General features: G+C 44.1%; 18 protein-coding genes, 2 tRNA genes and 3 rRNA genes. 2 read left to right on the top strand and 21 right to left on the bottom strand.

Annotated features, from left to right (window positions below; all coding sequences use genetic code 11):
• Positions 1 to 26: 26 nt before the first annotated feature.
• From DRED_RS01050 to gltX, 4 genes are all read right to left on the bottom strand, one after another.
• A complete protein-coding gene (locus tag DRED_RS01050) occupies positions 27 to 461 on the bottom strand; it encodes a Mini-ribonuclease 3 (RefSeq protein ID WP_011876584.1) in 435 nt (144 codons plus the stop codon).
• The gene (gene cysS, locus DRED_RS01045) at positions 443 to 1903 is read right to left on the bottom strand and encodes a cysteine--tRNA ligase (RefSeq protein WP_011876583.1); all 1461 of its coding nucleotides are present in this window, start codon (positions 1901 to 1903) and stop codon (positions 443 to 445) included. Before cysS ends, DRED_RS01050 begins: the two co-directional genes overlap by 19 nt.
• Position 1904: 1 nt before the next feature.
• Complete coding sequence (gene cysE / locus DRED_RS01040; protein ID WP_011876582.1) at positions 1905 to 2594, bottom strand: serine O-acetyltransferase; 690 nt, start codon at positions 2592 to 2594, stop codon at positions 1905 to 1907.
• A 94-nt stretch (positions 2595 to 2688) separates the two neighbouring features.
• Positions 2689 to 4137: a glutamate--tRNA ligase gene (gene gltX, locus DRED_RS01035; RefSeq protein ID WP_011876581.1), complete on the bottom strand. Its 1449-nt coding sequence runs from the start codon at positions 4135 to 4137 to the stop codon at positions 2689 to 2691.
• A 242-nt stretch (positions 4138 to 4379) separates the two neighbouring features.
• Here gltX and DRED_RS01030 point away from each other — a divergent pair, with 242 nt between their 5' ends.
• Positions 4380 to 4718: a hypothetical protein gene (locus DRED_RS01030; RefSeq protein WP_011876580.1), complete on the top strand. Its 339-nt coding sequence runs from the start codon at positions 4380 to 4382 to the stop codon at positions 4716 to 4718.
• Between the two features lie 72 nt (positions 4719 to 4790).
• Here the strand turns inward: DRED_RS01030 and DRED_RS01025 are convergent, their stop codons facing one another.
• From DRED_RS01025 to DRED_RS01005, 5 genes are all read right to left on the bottom strand, one after another.
• Positions 4791 to 6476, bottom strand: a complete 1686-nt coding sequence (locus DRED_RS01025) for a glutamine--tRNA ligase/YqeY domain fusion protein (protein WP_011876579.1) — start codon at positions 6474 to 6476, stop codon at positions 4791 to 4793.
• A 189-nt stretch (positions 6477 to 6665) separates the two neighbouring features.
• The gene (ispF, locus tag DRED_RS01020) at positions 6666 to 7139 is read right to left on the bottom strand and encodes a 2-C-methyl-D-erythritol 2,4-cyclodiphosphate synthase (protein WP_011876578.1); all 474 of its coding nucleotides are present in this window, start codon (positions 7137 to 7139) and stop codon (positions 6666 to 6668) included.
• Positions 7130 to 7834, bottom strand: a complete 705-nt coding sequence (gene ispD, locus DRED_RS01015; protein WP_011876577.1) for a 2-C-methyl-D-erythritol 4-phosphate cytidylyltransferase — start codon at positions 7832 to 7834, stop codon at positions 7130 to 7132. Before ispD ends, ispF begins: the two co-directional genes overlap by 10 nt.
• Positions 7827 to 8969 carry a PIN/TRAM domain-containing protein gene (locus DRED_RS01010; RefSeq protein WP_011876576.1) on the bottom strand — a complete coding sequence of 381 codons (1143 nt, stop codon included), beginning with the start codon at positions 8967 to 8969 and terminating at the stop codon, positions 7827 to 7829. Before DRED_RS01010 ends, ispD begins: the two co-directional genes overlap by 8 nt.
• Before the next feature lie 156 nt (positions 8970 to 9125).
• Positions 9126 to 9602 (bottom strand): CarD family transcriptional regulator, encoded by a 477-nt coding sequence (locus tag DRED_RS01005; RefSeq protein WP_011876575.1) that lies wholly within the window; start codon positions 9600 to 9602, stop codon positions 9126 to 9128.
• A gap of 190 nt (positions 9603 to 9792) precedes the next feature.
• On the opposite strand from DRED_RS01005, the gene DRED_RS01000 reads away from it, so the two are divergent.
• Positions 9793 to 10188: a hypothetical protein gene (locus tag DRED_RS01000; protein ID WP_011876574.1), complete on the top strand. Its 396-nt coding sequence runs from the start codon at positions 9793 to 9795 to the stop codon at positions 10186 to 10188.
• 68 nt (positions 10189 to 10256) lie between these two features.
• On the opposite strand, the gene disA is transcribed toward DRED_RS01000, so the two are convergent.
• The 12 genes from disA to DRED_RS00940 all read right to left on the bottom strand — a co-directional run bounded on the left by disA (position 10257) and on the right by DRED_RS00940 (position 23773).
• Entirely contained in the window at positions 10257 to 11342 is a 1086-nt protein-coding gene (gene disA / locus DRED_RS00995; RefSeq protein WP_011876573.1) for a DNA integrity scanning diadenylate cyclase DisA, read from the bottom strand.
• An 11-nt stretch (positions 11343 to 11353) separates the two neighbouring features.
• Entirely contained in the window at positions 11354 to 12703 is a 1350-nt protein-coding gene (gene radA / locus DRED_RS00990) for a DNA repair protein RadA (RefSeq protein WP_011876572.1), read from the bottom strand.
• 324 nt (positions 12704 to 13027) lie between these two features.
• Positions 13028 to 14431 carry an IS1380-like element ISDre4 family transposase gene (locus DRED_RS00985; protein ID WP_011876571.1) on the bottom strand — a complete coding sequence of 468 codons (1404 nt, stop codon included), beginning with the start codon at positions 14429 to 14431 and terminating at the stop codon, positions 13028 to 13030.
• A gap of 164 nt (positions 14432 to 14595) precedes the next feature.
• Positions 14596 to 17034: an ATP-dependent Clp protease ATP-binding subunit gene (locus DRED_RS00980; RefSeq protein WP_011876570.1), complete on the bottom strand. Its 2439-nt coding sequence runs from the start codon at positions 17032 to 17034 to the stop codon at positions 14596 to 14598.
• Positions 17035 to 17045: 11 nt separating this feature from the next.
• On the bottom strand, positions 17046 to 18119 hold the full coding sequence (locus tag DRED_RS00975; protein WP_011876569.1) for a protein arginine kinase: 1074 nt from the start codon (positions 18117 to 18119) through the stop codon (positions 17046 to 17048).
• Positions 18120 to 18131: 12 nt separating this feature from the next.
• The gene (locus tag DRED_RS00970) at positions 18132 to 18644 is read right to left on the bottom strand and encodes a UvrB/UvrC motif-containing protein (protein ID WP_011876568.1); all 513 of its coding nucleotides are present in this window, start codon (positions 18642 to 18644) and stop codon (positions 18132 to 18134) included.
• Between the two features lie 15 nt (positions 18645 to 18659).
• The gene (locus DRED_RS00965) at positions 18660 to 19124 is read right to left on the bottom strand and encodes a CtsR family transcriptional regulator (protein ID WP_011876567.1); all 465 of its coding nucleotides are present in this window, start codon (positions 19122 to 19124) and stop codon (positions 18660 to 18662) included.
• Between the two features lie 296 nt (positions 19125 to 19420).
• Positions 19421 to 19495, bottom strand: a tRNA-Asn gene (locus DRED_RS00960).
• Positions 19496 to 19504: 9 nt separating this feature from the next.
• Positions 19505 to 19621, bottom strand: a 5S ribosomal RNA gene (rrf, locus tag DRED_RS00955).
• 186 nt (positions 19622 to 19807) lie between these two features.
• Positions 19808 to 19882: transfer RNA gene (locus DRED_RS00950), tRNA-Asn, on the bottom strand.
• A gap of 9 nt (positions 19883 to 19891) precedes the next feature.
• Positions 19892 to 20008, bottom strand: a 5S ribosomal RNA gene (gene rrf, locus DRED_RS00945).
• A 171-nt stretch (positions 20009 to 20179) separates the two neighbouring features.
• Positions 20180 to 23773: ribosomal RNA gene (locus DRED_RS00940) — 23S ribosomal RNA — on the bottom strand.
• Positions 23774 to 23808 lie beyond the last annotated feature (35 nt).

The raw sequence follows: 23808 nt of genomic DNA, 5'->3' as shown, positions 1-23808 counted from the left end.
TCTCCCAAATAAAAAATCTTAAAAAGTTAATTCCTGTTGATTGCCTCAATGACAACATTAATGATTTCCATCATTCTCTCCTGTTGCCCCTGTAAATAGAGATAACCAATTAAAGCTTCCAGGGCAGTGGCCTGCCGATATTCCATAATGTCGGCATTTTTAGGCAGCGTGGCTGATTTAGCATTTCTGCCCCTTCGCACCACAGCGGTCTCTTCCTCTGTCAGTTTCTCCTCCAGAGCGAACAGCGCTCTGGCCTGGGCCCCTGCCCGCACATACCGGACAGCGCCCTTGTGGAGTTGGTTGACTTTCACTGACCCCTGAGTGACCAAATACCGTCGAACAGCCAGTTCATAGACAGCATCCCCTATATAAGCCAATACCAGACTGGGCAGTTCTGTTGGTTTTATGTTTTTATGCTGTAAACAAATATCGTTAAACAAATTTACCCCTGCTTTTTCCATCGAACTCCCTGGGGTGTATCCTCAAGCACGACCCCAAGTTCCTTTAGGCCATCTCGGATTGCGTCGGCTGTGGACCAGTCTTTTTTAGACCGGGCTTCCTGTCGAATTTTTATGATCAACTGAACTAATCCCTCGGTCAAGGTGTCATCAGCGCCAGCCATTTCTATCAACAGCTTCCCAGTCATTTTATCCTCTTTTAGTATTCCTAACACACGATTAAAGTCTTTGATTAAAGTATGGGCTTGATCCAAAATTTTTCTCATTTCAAGCGTTACTTTACTGTTCAACTTGCCCACATAGATATTAACTTCCTTAGCGAGGTCAAAGAAGTAAGAAATAGCTAAGGCAGTATTAAAGTCATCATCCATGGCCTTTTCGAATTCCAGTCTGATCCTTTGAAGCGTTTCTTCAAAGTTTTCTGCCCCCTGAATATCCTCCCCTTCATAAACCGGGAGATCCATAGCTTCATAGAGCAAACGTAACGCTGTTTTAATACGTTCCAAACCTTTGCCGGACATAACCAACTTTTCATCATCAAAGTCCAGCGGGCTGCGGTAATGGGTAGAAAGAAGATACCACCTTACAACATCCGGCGGAAATTTAGCTAAGATCTCCCGTACCAGAAAGAAATTACCTAGGGATTTAGACATTTTCTCCTGGTTGATGGTAATAAAACCGTTATGCATCCAATAGCGGGCAAAGGGCGCCTTGCAAGCTGCCTCTGACTGGGCAATTTCATTTTCGTGATGTGGAAAAATTAAATCAAATCCGCCACCGTGAATATCAAAGCCATTTCCCAAATATTTTTCAGCCATAGCTGAGCATTCAATATGCCAGCCCGGACGCCCAGACCCCCATGGACTGTCCCAACTGGGTTCGCCAGGTTTGGCAGCCTTCCAAAGGGCAAAATCCATGGGGTCTTTCTTCCGCGGATCCACTTCCACCCTGGCTCCGGCTTGCATATCTTCCAAACTCCGACCGGATAATTTCCCGTATTCTGCAAAACTACGAACGGCAAAATACACATCCCCATCCACAACATAGGCATGGCCTTGATCTTCTAACCTTTTAATTAGGTCAATAATCTCTTCGATGTGTTCCGATACCTTTGGGTGGGTATCTGCTCGCATAACATTTAAGGCATCTGCATCCACAAAAAACTCTTGAATATATTTCTGGGCTAATTCCAGCGGATCTATCTTTTCTTCGGCGGCTCGGTTAATAATTTTATCATCCACATCCGTAAAGTTTTGAACATAGTCAACTTTGTAGCCCTTATATAGGAAATATCTTCTTACGGTATCAAAGAACACCAGCGGACGGGCATTGCCCAGGTGAATAAAATTATAGGTCGTTGGTCCGCAAACATACATACTAACGTGTCCCTTATCCCGTGGAATAAACTCTTCCTTGGCCCTGGCCAGAGTATTATAAATTTGCATTTTATCCCTCAGCCCCCTCCGCTTTTTCTCTTCGTTGGCAGTATTGTTGTTCAAGCTCTCTCATTTTTCTTTCCATGCTCGCAATCTGGTCTTGCATTTGGCTTAACATGTCAGCAATGGGGTCTGGTAATTGGTCGTGCCGCAAATCCGGTACATAGGCAGAATCAATTTTTTGCCCATCACGAATTACAATCCGTCCCGGCACACCTACCACCGTACAGTCAGAAGGAACTGATTTCAGCACCACAGAACCGGCACCAATCTTAACGTTATCACCCACCGTAAAAGAGCCTAACACTTTGGCTCCTGAACTAATTACCACATTATTACCAATGGTGGGGTGACGTTTACCCTTCTCTTTTCCTGTACCACCCAGAGTTACTCCCTGGTAGATGGTAACATTATCGCCCACTTCAGCAGTTTCCCCTATCACAACCCCTGAACCATGGTCAATAAAAAGTCCTTCACCAATTTTAGCCCCGGGGTGGATCTCGATACCCGTCAGGAATCGGGAAAATTGAGATAAAAAACGAGCAACAACATAAAATTTCTTCTGATATAATTTATGGGCAACCCGATGTAATAAAATGGCATGCAGGCCGGGATAACAAAGTAATACTTCAATAACTCCTTTGGCTGCAGGGTCCCGTTCAAATACCGCATTAATTTCTTTTTTTATCCGGCCAAACAAGGGTAATCCTCCTTTTGTAACCTTACTCTTTATGAAAATCTTCTGATATGCCAAGAAACTTTTTTGCCCAGGAGTAATATCCTTACCCTTAGAACTACTTTAAAGCTGCTTCAAGCCTGGCCAGTGTTCTTTCCTTGCCAATAACCGGAATGATCTGATGTAGTTCTGGGCCGTGGGTCTGACCAGTTATTCCTACACGCAGGGGTTGGAAAATAAATTTGCCTTTTAGACCAGTTTGTTTTCCAATGGCTTTAATAATTGCCTTTACGGATTCTTCAGTTAATTCATTCGCTGCAGAGAATAACTCATGGGCAGCTTTCATAACCACCGGCATTTGTTCCCAGCCTTGTACTTGCTTTGCGTCTTCCTCTGTAATCTCTACATTATCGCGGAAGAAAACATCTACGTGTTGAGTAATCTCCTGCATATAAGAGATGTAGTTCCGTGCAATGGCCACCACCTGCTCCAACCAAGCCATCTTTTCGGTGCTGATTTCTTCCTTTAGGTAGCCTGCCCCTTGAAGATAGGGTACAGCAAGCTTTGTTAGCCTTTCAACCGAAGCTTGACGAATATAATGACCGTTTAACCAATTTAGTTTGTCAATATCAAAAACAGCCGGATTTTTAGCCACCCGGTCCAGTGTAAATTGTTCCTTAATCTCTTTCAATGTGAAGATTTCTTCTTCGCCCCCTGGAGACCAGCCCAGCAAAGCTAAGAAATTAACCAGAGCTTCTGGTAAGTACCCTAAATTGTGATATTGCTCAATGGAGGTTGCCCCGTGCCGTTTACTCATTTTGCTGCGATCTTTTCCTAAAATTAAAGATATATGGGCAAACTCCGGTTTCTGCCAACCCAACGCCTCATAAATAAGAATTTGCCTCGGTGTGTTGGAAAGGTGTTCCTCTGCTCTAACCACGTGGGTAATGCCCATATCATGGTCATCCACCACCACCGCAAAATTGTAGGTTGGGATGTTGTCAGACTTCATAATAATGAAGTCACCAATACCATTACTTTCGAATTCCACCTGACCCCTAACGTGATCATTGATGGTAATGGTCTGGTTTTCTGGAACTCTAAATCTGAGTACAGGTTTTTTTCCCTCAGCTTCAAACTTTGCTTTATCCTCCGGACATAAATTACGACAGCGACCCAAGTAGCGAGGTAATTCTCCTTTTTCCATAAGGGCTTCCCGCTCGACTGCCAACTCTTCTTCACTGCAGTAACAATAGTACGCATGTCCGGCATCCACCAGTTCTTTGGCTAATTGCCGATATATATCTAAGCGTTCTGTCTGGCGATAGGGACCATTAGGACCTCCCACTTCGATTCCCTCATCCCAATCAATACCCAGCCATCGGAGGGCATTCAATATATTCTCTTCAGACTCTCTGGAAGATCTCTCCATGTCAGTATCTTCAATTCTTACCAAAAATTGTCCGCCATGATGACGGGCATAAAGCCAGTTAAAAAGTGCTGATCTCGCTCCCCCAATATGTAAAGGCCCCGTGGGACTTGGGGCAAACCTTACTCTTATAGACAAAGAGACTTCCCCCTTTTTATTTGTAAAATATACTTGGTCTCTAGATGGATATTATATCATCTTTATGTAAAGGCACACAACTTTTTGTATTGTTGCTACATTTTGTCGGTATGTTTAGGGTTTATTGCATTGATTTAAACATTTCTAGGTTTGTGATTTTTTTTTCAAATTATTGAAGGAATTTTCTTGAAAAGGGCGAAATATTTTATGCCTAATATGTTTTTCAGGAGGTATTTGTAGGTATGACAACTCCGAAATTGGCCGATTTAATTGATGAATACAACGAAATAAAGGGTCAAATTAGTTTTCGTCCGGATTATAAAAAGTTGGCTGATAAAAACCTAGCTCGGGTCATCTTCTGTGAAAAAACCGTTGGTTCATCCCATTTTTCTCTTATTCGCAATGAGGACTTTGAAATTATTTTCACTCATAGGATTGGTAAAAAAACTCACCAAGCCACCCTTGATCTTAACACCTTTGATCCCCGTTACGATAACAATCTTCTTCTTACTTGGTGCCCAGACTATTGTGAATTGCGTTGGGACTATCAGCATAGTTGTTGCTTGGATTCTTTTTTATAAAAGGGCTAAAGTATAAGCAAAGACCCCTTCCAATTTGGCAAGGGGTCTTCTGGTTCTATAGGATTATGCGGTTTACTTTTTTTGCATTTTAGCCCAGGAATCCTTTAATGAAACAACCCTGTTAAATACTTTTCTATCTTCCTTCGAATCGGGATCTACACTAAAATACCCTTGTCTCTGGAACTGGTACTTGTCGCCCGGCTTGGCATCGGCTAAACTAGGCTCAAGGAAGGAATTTTTTAACACTTCCAGGGAGTTGGGATTCAAATTCTGTTTAAAATCGGTATCCCTTTCTTCCTCAGGGTTTGCTTTGGTAAATAAATGGTCATACAATCTTACCTCTGCACGGATAGCATGCTCCACTGACACCCAATGAAGTGTTCCTTTTACCTTACGGACCTCGTTGTTTGTGCCGCTCTTTGTATCAGGATCGTAAGTACAGTGGATTTCCACAATCTCTCCGGTTTGCTCGTCTTTTACAACCTGCTCACATTTTATGATATAAGCGTATTTTAGACGAACTTCTTTACCCGGAGCTAAGCGGAAAAATTTCTTTGGAGGGTCTTCCATAAAATCATCCTGTTCAATATAAAGGACACGGGAGAATGGTATCTTACGTCCACCCAGTTCAGGATTCTCCTGATGGTATTCTGCTTCCAACCACTCCACTTGGCCCTCTGGGTAGTTGTCAATCACTACTTTAACTGGACGAAGAACCCCCATAATACGAGGTGCCTTAGAGCTCAAGTCCTCCCGGATGCAGTGTTCAAGCATTGCAATATCAACGGTACTCACAGCCTTGGCTACCCCTATGCGTTCACAGAAATCCCGGATGGCTTCCGGCGTGTAGCCTCGCCTACGCAAACCAGAAATGGTAGGCATTCTTGGGTCATCCCATCCCTTAACGTGTCCTTCCTCCACTAATTGCCGTAGCTTCCGTTTACTCATAACGGTATGGCTAAGATTCAATCGGGCAAATTCAATTTGCTGTGGTTTGGATTTAAGTCCAGCAATGGCGCTAACATTTTCAACAACCCAATGATATAGTGGACGATGGTCCTCAAATTCGCAGGTGCAAATGGAATGTGTAATTCCTTCGATGGCATCGGAAAGGGGATGGGCATAGTCATACATCGGATAAATAGACCACTTATCACCAGTGCGGTGATGTTTTGTTTTTTGAATGCGGTATAGAACCGGATCTCTCATATTGATGTTCGGCGAGGACATATCTATCTTGGCACGTACTACCCGGGAACCATCCGGGAAGTTTCCCGCCTTCATCTGCTCAAAGAGCTCTAAATTTTCCCCCACCGACCGATTACGGTAGGGACTATCCTTTCCTGGTTGGGTTAATGTTCCCCGGTACTCTCTGATCTCTTCCGCGCTTAAGTCATCAACATAGGCTTTCCCTGCTTTGATTAACTGGACAGCAAATTCATACAATTGATCAAAGTAATTAGATGCATAAAACATACGATCTTCCCAGCTAAAACCCAACCATTTTACATCCTCTTGTATGGAGTCGACGTATTCAACATCTTCTTTGCTTGGGTTGGTATCGTCAAATCGCAAATTACAAAGGCCACTGTATTCCTTAGCAATACCAAAGTTTAAACATATGGACTTAGCATGTCCAATATGAAGGTAGCCGTTTGGCTCGGGCGGGAAGCGTGTATGTACCTTGCTACCGTTTTTACCTTCTTCCAAATCTTTATCTATAATATCATGGATAAAACTTGTGAGTTTTTTATTCATACTTCATGACTCCCTTTTTAAATTTCTAAAACGTAAAAGTACGTCATAAAATGTCTACTTTTCCACATATTATCCAAAAATCCTTTTTCCTATAAGTAAAACTTGTCTTCACCAAGTGCCGTTACCTGTACTACGATAAGTCGTTTCGCTGGTGTTAATGTGATTCCCCTGCTTTTAGACCTGCTGCGGTCAGCCCTGCTGGAGTGTACAAACGGCATAGGCGCCAATGCCTTCTCCCCGCCCTGCAAAGCCAAGGTGTTCGGTGGTGGTTGCTTTTATATTAACACTGTCTAAATCCACCTGTAGCGTACGGGCAATGTTTTGCTGCATGGCTTGAATATAGGGTGCTAATTTGGGTGCTTGGGCTACGACCACGGCATCCAAGTTGTTTACACTGTAGCCCTTTACAGCCAGCTTTTCTCGTACTTCCTCTAAAAGCTTCATGCTCGATATTCCTTTATACCGTGGCTCGTTGTCAGGAAAATGTCGGCCAATATCCCCCAGTGCAGCAGCCCCCAATAATGCGTCCATAATGGCATGAATTAAAACATCCGCATCGGAATGACCTAACAGACCAAACTCGTAGGGGATGACCACTCCCCCCAGCACTAGTTGCCGCTCAGCTACCAGCTTGTGTACATCATAACCGATGCCTACTCGCACCAACAATTCCTCCTTTTAAGAAAGGCCTGGGCCATAACCATATCTTCTGGTGTAGTGATTTTAATATTTTCATAACTTCCTTGCACCAGTTTGACTGGTTGCCCTAATGCTTCTACCAAAGCGCAATCATCAGTGGCATAAACACCCTTTTCCCGTGCATCCTGGTGTGCCTTGAGAATGAGTTCATAGTTAAATACCTGAGGCGTCTGAACTGCCCAAAGCTTTTCACGATTAGGCGTAGCTATAACATATCCTTGATCGTTAACCAGCTTGACCGTGTCCTTCACCGGTACAGCCAAGGCTGCTGCTCCTACCCGGCGAGCTTCCTTTATAATGTGGCTTATTTCTGCCCTTTGTACCAAGGGCCTGGCGCCATCATGTATAACCACCAGTTCGGTATCACCTGGCAGACTGCAAAGCCCATGATAGACAGAAGTTTGGCGGTGGTCACCACCAGGTACCACCGCCATGATCTTGTTAAATAAATTGCCCTTTAATATCAATTCCTGGCACAGGGTCTCTTCACCAGGAGAAACAACTAATACAATACCTGTAATATCGGGGACTTGTTCTAACGCATCAATGGTATGGGCTAAAATAGGTCGGTCTTGCAATTTTAGATACTGCTTTTTAACCTCAGTACCCATACGGCTCCCCATGCCCGCTGCAGGAATTACAGCAACAATATTACCCAATTGCATTCACTCCACTTATTACTTGTCCAGTAGCTTCGCTTCTTTTATCCAAACCCTTTGGTTTGGCAAATATCATACGTCCCGCCGCAGTCTGTAAAACACTGGTAACTAAAACGCTAATGGTTTGACCAATATAACGCTTTCCACCATCCACAACAATCATGGTGCCATCATCAAGATATGCAACACCCTGACCCATTTCCTTACCATCTTTAACAACGGTAACAGTCATTTCTTCACCGGGTAATACCACCGGCTTAATGGCATTGGCCAGTTCATTGATGTTAAGCACCTTAACTCCCTGTAGTTCAGCCACTTTATTGAGGTTATAATCGTTGGTAACAATCTTCGCCCCAAGCTTTTGTCCCAGTTTCACAAGTTTGGCATCTACTTCCGGTATATCATCTAACCCTTTTGTATTTTCGTATATTTGTACTTTTATATCGGAGGATTTTTTCATGGCATTAAGAATATCAAGACCCCTGCGGCCCCTATTCCGCTTTAAAAGATCTGCGGAATCTGCAATATGTCTTAATTCATCTACTACAAAAACCGGAACCAACAAAACCCCTTCAACAAAGCCGCTTTGACACAACTCCGAAATTCGCCCATCGATAATGACACTGGTGTCAAGTAATTTGGTTTGGTTTACTTTAGTCTCTGCCTTTCCAAGTTTCTCCTTGCCAAAACGAGGCAAACTAGAAAATAAAGAGACGATTTCCTCCCTTTTCTTCACTGCCACCGAAAGTCCCAAGTAACCAAGCAAACATGTTCCAGCCAGCCAGATTGCCTTGCCGATAGGACCCATGGTCGATAGAATTGCGCCTAATAAATTAGCAATTATAAGTCCAAAAATAAGTCCAAGGGCACCCATAATTAAATCCTGCGTCGGGGTTTTAACTAAATATTGATCAACAACTGCGGTCAGTGCAAGACCACCTTTAATGATCCAAGGAGTACTAATAACCCCCACCAACACACCTAACAAAGCCCCCAATGCAATGACACCAAATTTCAGTTGAGGCAAAGTAGCTGGCACTGTTACCAGATTATTGGAAATACTGTACAGCCCTGCCCAAAACCCCATACTGCCGAAAAGTAAAATCAAAAGACCATAGATCATTTTACGAACCATTCACAATTCACCCCCTTTCCCTATGGTAATTTTTTCATGTTCGTACTGTTATTATATGTTAAGCCTTAAATAGGTTCAATAACAAAAAAGGGCGAATTATGCAACACCCATTTAATAGCATATAATCACCAGGAAAGAGGTCTGTTTATTCTTCTATCATGCAAAAACCTCATCAATTAATGATCTTGCCTTTGTTTCTTCCATTTCGGCTGCCAGAACCAATTCACTAATCAATATTTGACGGGCATTCTCCAACATTTTACGTTCCCCAGAGGAGAGACCTTTTTCCTTATCACGGGTTAGAAGGTTTCGTACAACTTCGGCCACTTCGTATATATCACCGCTTTTTATTTTTTCTAAATTGGCACGGTAACGACGATTCCAGTTGCCTGACATGACGGTTGTTTGCCCTTCCAGTACTTCCAAGACAGTGGATACTTCGTCACGGTCGATAATACCCCGAAGTCCAACGTCATCACAATTGCTGATCGGAATCATCACCTTCATATCTCCGATCGGAAGCCGCAATATGTAGTATTGACGTTTTTTCCCTAGAACTTCCTTCTCTTCAATGGCCTCGATAACTCCAGCTCCATGCATAGGATAAACGACTTTGTCGCCAATCTTGAACAAGGCCAATCCCCCCCAAGTTATGTTGCGTTTATTATAACACATTTTAACTTGACTGTCAAAAAACATATATTTTAGCATAGCAATATGTTGGTGTCAATAACCTTTTTATGACATAATGGTCCGTTTGACAAAGCCCCTTGCAGGTAGCTATAATTGCAATAATGGAGAGTAAAAGGAGTGGTCCGGCAGAATGAAAGATTTGCTTTGCGATCAGTTTCAAAATACCGTATCTGAGATGACGCTTTGTCATCGGAGCATATTAGAAATACTGTCAAAGCTTCAGGAATCCGGCGTAAGGGTTCAGCGTTCTGTTGTGCATTCTGTAACATCCTGTGGATGCCAAAAAATCACTGCCAATAAAAAATCCTTACCGGAGAATGCAACTTTCTTGGATTTAAAAAATTTATTGGACTCCCATCTGTCTGGAAACCTTTGTAATAACTGTCGTGATAACATCGAAAGTGAAATTGGGCGTTCGCTTTTTTACATGGCTGCTCTTTGTAACCTTATGGAATTAAATCTTTATGACATCTTTATCAAAGAACATAAGCAGTTGGAAATATTACGGGAGTATAATTTAACTTAATATTTAAATTTACTGAAGTATATGAAAATTTATTGATTTGCCAGAGGCGTGGTTTTCCCACGCCTTCTTTATTGGTTTTTATAGCGATCCTGCAGCAGCATCTCACCGTAACGGGTAAGTCCGTCCTTAATAGACCTAGCTCTGACCTCCCCAATGCCTTCTACCTCGTCCAGTTCCGCAATTGAAGCCGCTAAAATTGTTCGCAAGTACTGAAAGGTTGAAACAAGGTTCTCTATTACTGGCAAGGGCAATCTAGGAATTTTCCGTAAAGCACGGTAACCCCTTGGCGATACACTCTGGTCTAGAACACTGGCACTGCCTGGATATCCCAGAGCCCTGGCAATAAGAACCAGATCCAATAAGTCTTCGGCCGGCCAACTACCGATTACTTTAAGAATACTTTCCGGTGTCTTTTCTCCTAGGGTCGTAGCATAATCCTGAATGATAAGCAAACCTTCTTCCTCAACATTTGCCACCAATTCTTCCATTTGCATGGCAATGAGACGACCCTCTGTCCCTAATTCACTGATGTAACGGTCAATTTCTTTTTTAACACGCAAAACCATTTCAATCCTTTGGATAGCTTTTGTTACATCAAACAGGGTTACAACTTCCTGTAACTCCATCATGGATAACTCATTAATTACACGATCAGAAACAGAGCGATACTTTTCTAAGGTTTGCACAGCCTGATTAGCTTTAGCTAGGATCACACTGATATCCCTTAAAAAATATTTGATTGATCCCTTATAAACGGTAATAACACTTCTCCGTTGGGAGATTGATATAACGGGCATATCACATTGTTTGGCTACCCGTTCCGCTGTTCTGTGCCGAATACCCGTTTCACTGGAGGGTATAATTAAATCAGGAATAAGCTGAGTATTGGCGGCTATAATTTTTTTAGCATCTTCACTTAGGATAATGGCTCCATCCATTTTAGCTAATTCATATAATCCCGCCGGAGTAAAATCAGCATTAATGGCAAACCCCCCCTCGGCTAATTCCATAACCTCGGGTATATCGCCGATCACAATTAACGCTCCTGTTTTGGCCCGTAGAATGTTTTCCAATCCTTCTCTCAGGGGAGTTCCCGGAGCAACCAATCTCAGTAACTTTATTAACTTGTCTTCTATTTTTTCATCCTTTACCACAATTTCACCCCTTACCGCTCGATGGCGGCTTCCACTGCCTCTTGCAATGATTGTACTCCTATATATTCTATTATACCCATGGATTGGCTTTGTTTGTCTTTCGGTCCTATACAAACTTTAAAACCCAATTTTGCTGCCTCTTGTAACCGCTTCTCCATTCCTGCTACAGCCCTGACTTCGCCGGTTAGCCCCACTTCACCCACCAGTACCACTTGCTCTTGAACCGGTTGTTCCTTAAAACTTGAAGCTATGGCCAGAGCAATTGCCAAATCGGCAGCTGGTTCATCTAACTTCACTCCACCCACAGCACTTACGTAGGCATCGTAAGAAGATAATCGAAGCCCTACCCGCCGTTCTAAAACCGCCATTATTAAAGCTACCCGATTGTAGTCTACCCCTGAAGTCATACGCCTGGGTGAGCCAAATCCACTGGCACAAACCAGTGCCTGGAGCTCAACTAGTAGAGGACGGGTTCCCTCTAAACTAGGTACAATTGAGGACCCCGCCACATTCTCAGGTCGTTGATTCATAAATAGTTCAGAGGGATTTGATACTTCTACTAATCCTGCCCCCCGCATTTCAAAAATCCCTAGCTCATTGGTGGAGCCGAATCGGTTTTTCACTGTCCTTAAAATGCGATAGGCTTGATGCCGATCTCCCTCAAAATAAAGCACCGTATCCACTATATGCTCCAGCACCCGGGGTCCGGCCAACGTTCCCTCCTTTGTAACATGCCCCACGACAAAAATAGGAACGCCACTTCCCTTGGCCAATTTCATCAGCATACCTGTACATTCCCTTACTTGAGAAACACTGCCTGGGGCAGACGAAATTTCTGGCTGATATACTGTTTGAATGGAATCCACAACCACTGCTGAAAAAGTTGTTTCCTTTATAACTCTCTCAACTACAGACATATCCGTTTCAGCCATTAAGTACAGATTTGGGTGCAGGGCCCCAATTCGTTCTGCCCTCATCTTGATTTGTCGGGCTGATTCTTCTCCAGAGACGTATAGGACTTTACGGGTACCCGCTGCAATGGCAGAGGCTGCCTGTAAAAGTAGGGTAGATTTCCCGATGCCAGGGTCCCCTCCTACAAGAACCAGTGAACCCGGTACCAAACCTCCCCCTAATACCCGATCCAACTCTACAAGACCTGTGGCATATCGTTCCTCTTCCGTAATAATAATTTCAGTTACAGGAACAGGACCAGTACCCGAAATTCCCCGTAGCTTTTTGCTTTCAACAGCAGTCCGTTCTTCCACCAATGTATTCCACTCACCACAACCGGGGCACCTTCCCATCCATCTGGCTGTCTGATGTCCACAATTCTGGCAGGCATAGGTCGTTTTATTTCGCAACAAAAAACCTCCATAATAGAAATAACTTTGGCTTCCATAGATAATCCACAAGGCCTGTCATTCGATACCTCTTACATAAATTCCTGCCCCCGTTAGCAAAATAATTCCACAATATGTAAATGTTGCAGTTTATTTGTTAGATAATACCTGAATCCGTGAGTTACCTATTCTGTAACCTTATCTTTCAGTAAAATATGTAAAAATTTATATTTTAAGAATTGCCACTAGCATTTAATGAATCTCTCAATAGTATTGAGCTTAAATTTGGCAATAAAAATCTAAGCACTCCTTTTAGTGCAAAGTTTTATCGTTCTGTGGATATTTCTATCTTGCTAAACACACAGAGTAAGCTTGTTTAAATGTTTCAAACCAGGGACTGTGCTTTCCAAATCGTAATTTCTTCTTTCTTGCATGTGAAACTAACCGTGATGCCAACGTGATTAAGTTCTGAATCACCGTCCTAATCCTACGGCGTTCTGCCTGCTTTCGCAAGGGCACATGCTGCATTCTAGTTGTTGATTGTCCTATCATGCGCAACAGATTGTAGGCCACTACTCCAAAATGTAGTATTAGGTTGTTAGTGTCAAATTTGCCAGAGGGCAGTCTTTCTAAATCCAGGTCTGTCTTAAGTTCGCTGTGAAACTGCTCACTGGTGCCATGTTCGTGGTATAGTCTTTCGATTACATGTGGAGGGTCTGGCAATGAGGTCCAATAGGTTTCTGCCTCCACCTGGGGTACGAGAAATATCTGGCCATCTTTACCAAAGGTTCTTTCGGTAATTTTGTAAACTACCCTGATTTCTCTTTTCAGCTCCTTTTTGTATTTCATCATGGAACCATAGTAGACTTTTTTACCTTCACGTTCCTGGCAGTAAATATCTTTATTGTTCTTTGCCAATAGTAGCCACCCTTCAGGGGTTTCTTTGCGAAGGTTTCGCTTAATAATGAAATCAGCCTTAGTATCATCATTTAAGCAAATTTCAATATTACTAGCGCTGTCATTGCCTGAGTCCATCCTTAAAAGCAAAGGCAACTGGGTAATTTTTCTGGCATAGCGAATGCTTTCGGCAACGAATTCTGAGGTGTTCTTTTGGCAATGTTCACTCCCTTGGCGTAGCTCAGTATTTACGCAATAACCTTCCTTTGCTAGATATGCAAAGATGGGAGCGTAACCATCGGTGCCTTTGTAGGTGCGGGAGACCCCTTCTTTTTTGGTGTTGGAGTTATCAAAGGGAGACACATCAATATCTAGTGGAAGATAAGCTCTATTTTCTTGACCCAGGTACACTGGGGTTAGTGGTGCATTTGTTTTTTTGATTAGCCCCGCAGATTCTTCCAACAGGATATTATTCCATTGCTTATCTTTAGCAACCATATCTAATCGTTGGCGAAGGGTTGGGCTTGACGGTGTCTCTTTGATGTTTAACGAGATTGCAAAGAAATTATCTTCTCGAAAGGGTTCAATGTGGTCAAAATCACTCTTGCCTTGGCATAACAAGCCAATGTAGGCAATACCAACACTTCCATTAGAAATATGGGGTTTCTTTTGTTCAGCAGACATTGTATTGTTCAGTCGTGTTTTTATCTTGGTATTAGTCAGTAAGGCTCCGATAAGAGCTAAGCCCGAATGGGTGGTTAGCTCTTCGTCACCTTGTTCAATTTCAAAGATAGTGAGCCTATCATCGTCTCTGTTTTTGGTTTTGATTTTCTTGTTTCTTATCTTTTTCATGTTGCACCCCTGAGGTGAAGATTAGAAATATCGATTAGATGTATATTTCTACATATTCCTTCATTTCCCTATAAATTATGGGGTGAGGCAGAAAATTACTTTACGGATTCAGGTAATACCTAAAAGAGGTAGTTCAGCAGGAACTACCTCTTTTACTTAGTATACTATTCTTCCTTTCCCACAATAATTTGCCCGCCTTCAGCACCGATAACAACCCGCTCACCTTTCTTAAAAGTACCCTTAATTAGCTCTTCTGAAAGATGATCCTCCACCCTGCGTTGGATTTCTCTACGGAGCGGTCTGGCACCGTATTCTTCACTGTATCCTACTTGGGCCAAAATCTCCTTAGCGCCTTCAGTGAAGGACAGGTAAACCTCGTGTTCTTCCATCCGCTGGGCTACTTCCTGCAGCATTAGATCCACAATTTGTTGAATGTGCTCACGGGTCAGGGGATGGAATACAATGGTTTCATCAATACGGTTGAGAAACTCGGGCCGAAAAGTACGTTTAAGACCCTCTTCCACCCGCTCCTTCATTTTCTCGTAATCTGCTTGGTCTTGGGCAGTGGCAGCAAAGCCAACCTTACCCACAGACTTAATGGTGGATAGACCAACGTTGGAAGTCATGATAATAACAGTATTACGGAAATCCACCACACGACCTCTAGAATCTGTTAATCGACCATCTTCCAGTACCTGAAGCAGGATGTTAAATACATCGGGATGTGCCTTTTCAATTTCATCCAGCAGTACTACGGAGTAGGGCTTTCTGCGAACGGCCTCTGTCAATTGTCCGCCCTCATCATAGCCAACATAACCAGGAGGCGCACCCACCAGCCGGGATACCGCATGCTTTTCCATATATTCGGACATATCTATCCGAACTAATGCATCTTCATCTCCGAAAAGGGACTCTGCCAGTGCCCTGGCCAACTCGGTTTTCCCAACACCTGTGGGACCAAGGAAGATAAAGGAGCCCACAGGGCGCTTAGGGTCTTTTAGGCCCGCCCTAGCTCTGCGTACAGCTCGGGAAACGGCCTTTACCGCATCATCCTGCCCCACCACTCTCCGGTGAAGAACTTCCTCTAGGTTAAGAAGTTTTTCAGATTCTTCTTGGGCTATTTTCTGTACTGGTACACCAGTCCAACTGGCAACAATATGAGCAATATCCTGCTCGGAAACAACTAGGTTATTGCCCCCCTTGGTTTGGTTCCAATTCTCTCTGGCCTGATTAATTTCGGTCAACAAGGCCTGCTCTCGATCCCTTAACTCAGCGGCTTTTTCAAACTCCTGGTTGTTAATGGCTGACTCCTTTTCCTTGCGGATTTCTTCAAGGTCCTTTTCTTTCTGTTTTAAATCTGGTGGCGCAGTAAAGGCCTTGATCCTTACACGGGAAGCGGATTCATCTATTAAATCGATGGCCTTGTCAGGTAAAAACCGGTCAGTAATGTAACGATCTGATAATTTAGCTGCTGCCTCCAAGGCCTCATCAGTAATACTAACACGATGATGCGCTTCATATTTATCCCGGATTCCTTTTAAAATCTGAAGGGTCTCTTCTACGGTGGGTTCATCCACTTGAATCGGTTGGAAACGTCTCTCTAAAGCTGAATCCTTTTCTATATATTTTCTATACTCATCTAGAGTCGTGGCACCAATGGTTTGTATTTCACCTCTGGCCAAGGCCGGTTTAAGAATATTGGCCGCATCAATGGCGCCCTCTGCGGCCCCAGCACCAATTAACGTGTGTAATTCATCAATAAATACAATGATATTACCTGCTTGTCGAATTTCTTCCATGATTTTTTTTAGGCGGTCTTCAAACTCACCTCGATATTTGGTACCTGCAACCATGGCTGCTAAATCCAATGTAACAACCCTACGATTTAGTAATATCTCTGGTACGTTACCTTCTATAATACGTTGAGCCAGGCCTTCTGCAATGGCGGTTTTCCCTACTCCGGGTTCACCAATTAAAACAGGATTATTCTTTGTACGGCGGGAAAGCACTTGTATGACTCGTTCAATTTCCTTTGCCCTTCCAACAACAGGGTCCAATTTTTCTTCCTTGGCCAATCTAGTTAAGTCGCGACTGAATTGATCCAAACTAACAGTCTTACATCCACCCGCGGGGCAGCCTTGACCGTTTCCACCAGGGGTCTGACCCCCCCCACTCCCCAACATGTTAATAACTTGCTGTCGAACCTTTCCTAAATCTGCCCCCAGTGAAACTAAAACCTGGGCAGCGACCCCTTCTCCCTCTTTAACAAGCCCTAACAGTAGGTGCTCGGTCCCAACATAGTTATGTCCCATACTTCGGGATTCCTCCACTGCCAGTTCCAATACCTTTTTTGCCCTAGGGGTTGGGGGTATTTCACCGGATACAGCTTCATTTCCTATTTCCACAATTTGCTCCACAGTGGTTTTTACTTTGTCCGCATTTATATTCATTTGTTCAAGGGCTCTGGCTGCAATGCCCTCCCCTTCACGGATAAGTCCAAGAAGAATATGTTCAGTGCCAATATAGGGGTATTTTAGCCTACGAGCCTCTTCCTGGGCTAAAATTAATACTTTCTGTGCTCTCTGGGTAAATCTTTGAAACATAGCTTTACCTCCTATTCATTTGACAAAGAGTTTAGCCGTTCCCGTATTAGAGTGGCTCTAAAGATATCCCTTTGATAGGGATTTAAATCGGCCCCTTTCACTTTACTTAAAAAAGCTGGCCTGCTTAGAATGATTAACTCCATAATAATACCAGGTGGAATCCCAGTTATGACTCCCAGGTCAACCCCTAGCCGCATATCAGATAACAGAGTCATGGTCTCATTGGATGTCATTGTACGAGCATATTTTAACAAACCATAGGCCCGCCATACTTTATCTTCAATCTGATGTAGTTGCTCTTTATGTAGCGCCCTTCTTGCAGCTCTTTCCTGCGTTACCAGTTGTAGAGCCACCGTGATTAGATTATCTATAATTTCTTCTTCAGTTAGCCCTAATGTTACTTGGTTAGAAACTTGGAACAGGTTGCCCGTAGCCTGGGTCCCCTCTCCATACAGTCCTCTTACGGTTAAACCTAACTTTGATAAAGTGGTAAGAACCGCATTAATTTGCCGGGTCATAACCAAAGCGGGCAAATGTAACATGACTGACGCTCTTAAACCAGTACCAATATTTGTAGGACAAGATGTAAGATAACCCTGTTCTTTGGCAAAGGCATAGTCTATTATTTGTTCAAGGCCGTCATCAACGGTATTTGCCAAATCCCAGCATTCCTTTAGCTGTAGGCCAGGCAACAGGCATTGAATTCGTAAATGGTCTTCTTCGTTCACCATAATACTAATTACTTCATCGTCCCTTAAAACAACTCCCCGTTTTTCAGGCTGTTCAAGCATATCCGGGCTAATTAAATGCTTCTCTACTAGTATTTGTCTTTCTATGGAGGATAATTCAGTCATCCGGGACAGCTCTAAATTTCCCACGGCTTCTTGCAAAGACTTTTGAGCAACGGCTGACTGAACTGCATAGAGTACTTTATCTGCATTCTCATGACCCAATACATGAGGAAAGGGGTATCCCATTAAATTCCTAGCCAAACGTACCCTGCTACTGATTATTACATCATTTTCCGGCCCCGTTGCCTCTAACCACTTACTATATGGATTGCTAACTGTTTCCTTTAACGACATTGCTTATCCCCCCTATTGGAGCTTTTGTTCCAGTTCTTTAATACGATCTCGAATGCTGGCTGCTTCTTCAAATTCCTCATATTTTATCGCATTCTGAAGCTGATTCTTTAATATTCTAATCTCTTTAGCAATAAGGGCCGTTCCACCAGTTCTCTTGGGAACCTTACCAGTATGAATACTGCTGCCATGAATTCTTTTTAATAGCGGCCTAACCCTCTCTCCAATTTGACTGTAACATTCACTGCAGCCAAATAACCCAGTCTTCGCCACCTGGGCTTCCGTAGAACCACACTTCTCACATCGCATCTGCGGTAAAGCATTGGTTTGTATACTGGAACCTGTAAAATGGTGGTTTATTAAACCTGCTAAAAAGTCATGTAAATTTAATTGAGGAGCAAACCCTAAGCTCCCGGCTTGCAGTTCCGAAGCACAGGTAGAACACAAATTCATTTGTTTTTTGGAATTATTAATGATCTGTGTAAAATGCACCTCAGCGGGCCTCTTTTGACAACGATCACAAAGCATGGGTAAAACCTCCTTCTATCTTTCTCGAAATATTGCCCCTAACATTGCCCTTAGAAGCTGGGCCCTTAGATTATCTCGCCAGGGTAATCCCATTCGTAAAACGTTTCTGTCGATAACAGCTTTAAAAATAAGTGCTTCCCTTTGAGTAATAAATTCTTCTTCTGCTAGTCTTTTGATAATTTTTTCAGCCTGGGATTGGTTAATATCGTCCCCTACTAAATGATAAATTTGTGCAGCCGGGTCATTATGTTGATCTAGGGGGATCTTAACAACTCTTATAAAGCCGCCCCCTCCCCTTCGACTCTCTACAATATAGCCATTTTGACTGGAAAACCGAGTAGCAAGTACGTAATTAATCTGGGAAGGTACACACTTAAACTGGGCCGCCAATTCGTTCCTTTGGAGTTCAACATAGTCACATGGGCTAACCTGAATCAGTTCTTTAATGTATTTCTCTATTAATTCTGATATGTTTGCCATAAAACCCTCACCTCACCAGCAAATAAAAAACTCGGAAGTTTTACTGACCTTGCCTAACCTTAACTTTATTATAATACTTTTATAAAATTTTTAAACCCATAGGAATCCTTGTATTTGTCAAAAAAAACGATTGATGGCAAATCTATATCATTTATATTTTTATTTTAAGCTCTTATTTTTGTTTTTATAGTTTTTCCTATATTCTTGATATGAATCCAGGTTTTTTGCCAAGTAAAGCCATATTAATTCCCCACAGGCAAATAAAAAAACCCCTCTGCAAATGCAGAAGGTTTTATTGGCTCCCCGAGCTGGACTCGAACCAGCAACCTACCGGTTAACAGCCGGTTGCTCCACCATTGAGCTATCGAGGAATATAATTATTCTGGCGACGACCTACTCTCCCAGGAGCGTGAGCTCCAAGTACCATCGGCCCTGGAGGGCTTAACTGCTGTGTTCGGGATGGGAACAGGTGTACCCCCTCCGGTATCGCCACCAGAAACTTTATGCTATTGGGTATTACTTTTAGGTCAGCCATGGACTGTGGACCTTGGGCTATGAGCTTTTTGGCTTTTCCTTTGAGCAAACAATTTATGTTCTCTCAAAACTGAACAGCTATTTAGTATTGCGTCATATATTTTTACCTTCGCTCATAGCTCATGGCTAAAAGCTGATGGCTATTTTACTGGCTCCCCGAGCTGGACTCGAACCAGCAACCTACCGGTTAACAGCCGGTTGCTCCACCATTGAGCTATCGAGGAATATAATTATTCTGGCGACGACCTACTCTCCCAGGAGCGTGAGCTCCAAGTACCATCGGCCCTGGAGGGCTTAACTGCTGTGTTCGGGATGGGAACAGGTGTACCCCCTCCGGTATCGCCACCAGAAACTTTATGCTATTGGGTATTACTTTTAGGTCATCCTTGGGCCATGAGCTTTTTGGCTTTTCCTTTGAGCAAACAATTTATGTTCTCTCAAAACTGAACAGCTATTTAGTATTGCGTCATATATTCTTAACCTTAGCTCACGGCTCATGGCACATGGCCTAAGGCTTGTTTTTGGTCAAGAACTCGATCTATTAGTACCGGTCAGCTGAAAACATTGCTGCTCTTACACTCCCGGCCTATCTACCATGTAGTCTTCATGGGATCTTACCCTTCTCGAAGTTCGAAATTCGTGGTTCGAAGTTCGATCTAAGTATTTCTTTTGGGTCTTTATTTTTAACAACCCAAAATTCTTACCCAAATTCGAACATCGAATGTCGAAACTCGAACTTCGAGAAGGTGGGAAACCTCATCTTGAAGGAGGCTTCGTGCTTAGATGCTTTCAGCACTTATCCCTTCCGGACTTAGTTACCCAGCACTACCGTTGGCACGATAGCTGGTACACCAGCGGTCCGTCCATCCCGGTCCTCTCGTACTAGGGACAGCTCTTCTCAAGTTTCCTGCGCCTGCGACGGATAGGGACCGAACTGTCTCACGACGTTCTGAACCCAGCTCACGTACCGCTTTAATGGGCGAACAGCCCAACCCTTGGGACCTACTTCAGCCCCAGGATGCGATGAGCCGACATCGAGGTGCCAAACCTCCCCGTCGATGTGGACTCTTGGGGGAGATAAGCCTGTTATCCCCGGGGTAGCTTTTATCCGTTGAGCGACGGCCCTTCCACTCAGAACCGCCGGATCACTAAGCCCTACTTTCGTACCAGCTCGACTTGTTGGTCTCGCTGTCAAGCTCCCTTTTGCCTTTACACTCTAACGTGCGATTTCCTTCCGCACTGAGGGAACCTTTGGGCGCCTCCGTTACCTTTTGGGAGGCGACCGCCCCAGTCAAACTGCCCACCTGACACTGTCCTCATTCCAGCTTCATGGAATTTAGTTAGAATTTCAATATCTAAAGGGTGGTATCCCAACGCTGACTCCACCTACACTGGCGTGCAAGCTTCTAAGTCTCCCACCTATCCTGTACATCAAATACCAAAACCCAATGTCAAGCTACAGTAAAGCTCCACGGGGTCTTTCTGTCCTGTCGCAGGTAGACGGCATCTTCACCGTCATTACAATTTCACCGAGCCCCTCGTTGAGACAGTGTCCAAATCGTTACGCCTTTCGTGCGGGTCGGAACTTACCCGACAAGGAATTTCGCTACCTTAGGACCGTTATAGTTACGGCCGCCGTTTACTGGGGCTTCGGTTCTATGCTTCAGTTTCCTTAACATTTCCCCTTAACCTTCCAGCACCGGGCAGGCGTCAGCCCCTATACGTCAGCTTTCGCTTTAGCAGGGACCTGTGTTTTTGGTAAACAGTCGCTTGGACCTTTTCTCTGCGGCCTCTTCTCGCTCCAATCGTACAATTTTCACGATACCGAGGCACCCCTTCTCCCGAAGTTACGGGGTCATTTTGCCGAGTTCCTTAACGAGGGTTCTCTCGCGCGCCTTAGGATTCTCACCCCACCTACCTGTGTCGGTTTGCGGTACGGGCACCAACTTACCTCGTTAGAAGCTTTTCTTGGCAGTTTGGGATCAGTTACTTCGCTACTTGTTTTCGCTCCCCGTCACCTCTCAGGTTTTATGTAAGACGGATTTGCCTATCTTACACCCTACGGGCTTGGACCAGCTTTTCCAACCGCTGGCTTAACTTACCCTCCTGCGTCACTCCATCCTCATACGGTTTTTGGTGGTATCGGATTTTCAACCGATTGTCCATCGCCTACGCCTTGCGGCCTCGGCTTAGGTCCCGACTTACTCTGGGCGGACGAACCTTCCCCAGAAATCCTTAGGTTTTCGGCGGGCAGGATTCTCACCTGCCTTTTCGCTTACTCATACCGGCATTCTCACTTCTTACCTCTCCACAGCTCCTTTCGGTACTGCTTCAATGTGGTAAGAACGCTCCCCTACCATTCTCGAAGTTCGATATTCGAATTTCGAAATTCGATTATTTCCAAGTTTGTATCAGTTTGTTTAGTTGCCTTCCTAGATGATCGTATTCCTCTTTAAAACCTTCATACTGATCTGATATATATCCAAGGTCTTTGATCATATCTAGTAAAACTGCAACCTCATTACAGGATCCAAGTGCATTTATTAAGAACCTCTTAAAATCATCTACATAGTTCTTTCTACCGTATCCTTCGGCTATATTAAGCGGTATTGATACGGCCGCACGTCTTATTTGGCTCCCTATCTCATACAACTCATGCTGCGGAAAACCCTTTGTTGTTTTGTGTATTTGAAGAGCCAGTTTATATCCCCTCTTGTACACTTCAAGATCATGATAATCTTTTATCATGTGAGTTTTCCTTTCGAACATCGAATCTCGAATATTGAACCTCGAGAATCCAAAGCTTCGGTGATATACTTAGCCCCGTTACATTTTCGGCGCAGGGTCACTTGACCAGTGAGCTATTACGCACTCTTTAAATGGTGGCTGCTTCTAAGCCAACATCCTGGTTGTCTTAGCAACCCCACATCCTTTTCCACTTAGTATATCTTTGGGACCTTAGCTGTTGGTCTGGGCTGTTTCCCTTTTGACTACGAATCTTAGCACCCGCAGTCTGACTCCCGGTTTCTAAAATAACGGCATTCGGAGTTTGATTGGGTTCGGTAACCCGTGAAGGCCCCTAGCCCATTCAGTGCTCTACCTCCGTTATTCATCCACCGAGGCTAGCCCTAAAGCTATTTCGGGGAGAACCAGCTATCTCCTGGTTCGATTGGCATTTCACCCCTACCCACACCTCATCCGCCTCCTTTTCAACGAAGGTCGGTTCGAGCCTCCACTTTATTTTACTAAAGCTTCACTCTGGACATGGGTAGATCACCAGGTTTCGGGTCTACTCCAACGTACACTCTCGCCCTTTTAAGACTTGCTTTCGCTTTGGCTCCGGCTTTCCTGCCTTAACCTGCACGTTAGATGTAACTCGCCGGTCCGTTCTACAAAAAGTACGCCGTCACACTTCGAAGTTCGATGTTCGAAGTTCGTGGTTCGATACACGCATTCCTTTAGGGTCTTTTTTACTTGACCCGTAAGATATGACATGCATTCGAATTTCGAATCTCGAATATCGAACCTCGAATAGTGCTCCGACAGCTTGTAGGCATACGGTTTCAGGTTCTTTTTCACTCCCCTCCCGGGGTGCTTTTCACCTTTCCCTCACGGTACTGGTTCACTATCGGTCGCTATGGGTATTTAGCCTTGGGGGGTGGTCCCCCCTGATTCCCACGGGGTTTCTCGTGTCCCGCGGTACTTGGGATTTCCTCTGTAATGTTCAACCTTTCGTCTACAGGTGTTTTACCTTCTGTGCAGCACCTTTCCAGGTGTCTTCAACTAGGTCTAGTTATCACGTGATGAGGGTCCCGCAACCCCAGATTTCCGAAGAATTCTGGTTTAGGCTCGCCCCTTTTCGCTCGCCGCTACTTGGGGGTTCGATGTTTCTTTCTCTTCCTCCGGGTACTTAGATGTTTCAGTTCCCCGGGTGCCCTCCTCTATGCCTATGGATTCAGCATAGGGTGACGGAGGTTTGCTCCGCCGGGTTGCCCCATTCGGGTACCCACGAATCAATGCCTGCTTGCGGCTCCTCGTGGCTTTTCGCAGCTTACCGCGCCCTTCTTCGGCCCTTAGCGCCTAGGCATCCACCGTATGCCCTTTCTTTCTTGACCAATCTTGCTTTTCGGCTCGGTTACTTTTGGTAACC

This window comes from Desulforamulus reducens MI-1, assembly GCF_000016165.1.
Classification (GTDB): domain Bacteria; phylum Bacillota; class Desulfotomaculia; order Desulfotomaculales; family Desulfotomaculaceae; genus Desulfotomaculum; species Desulfotomaculum reducens.
The sequence above is the reverse complement of the archived record's forward strand: the minus strand, read 5'-3'. Positions and strand labels throughout refer to the sequence as shown.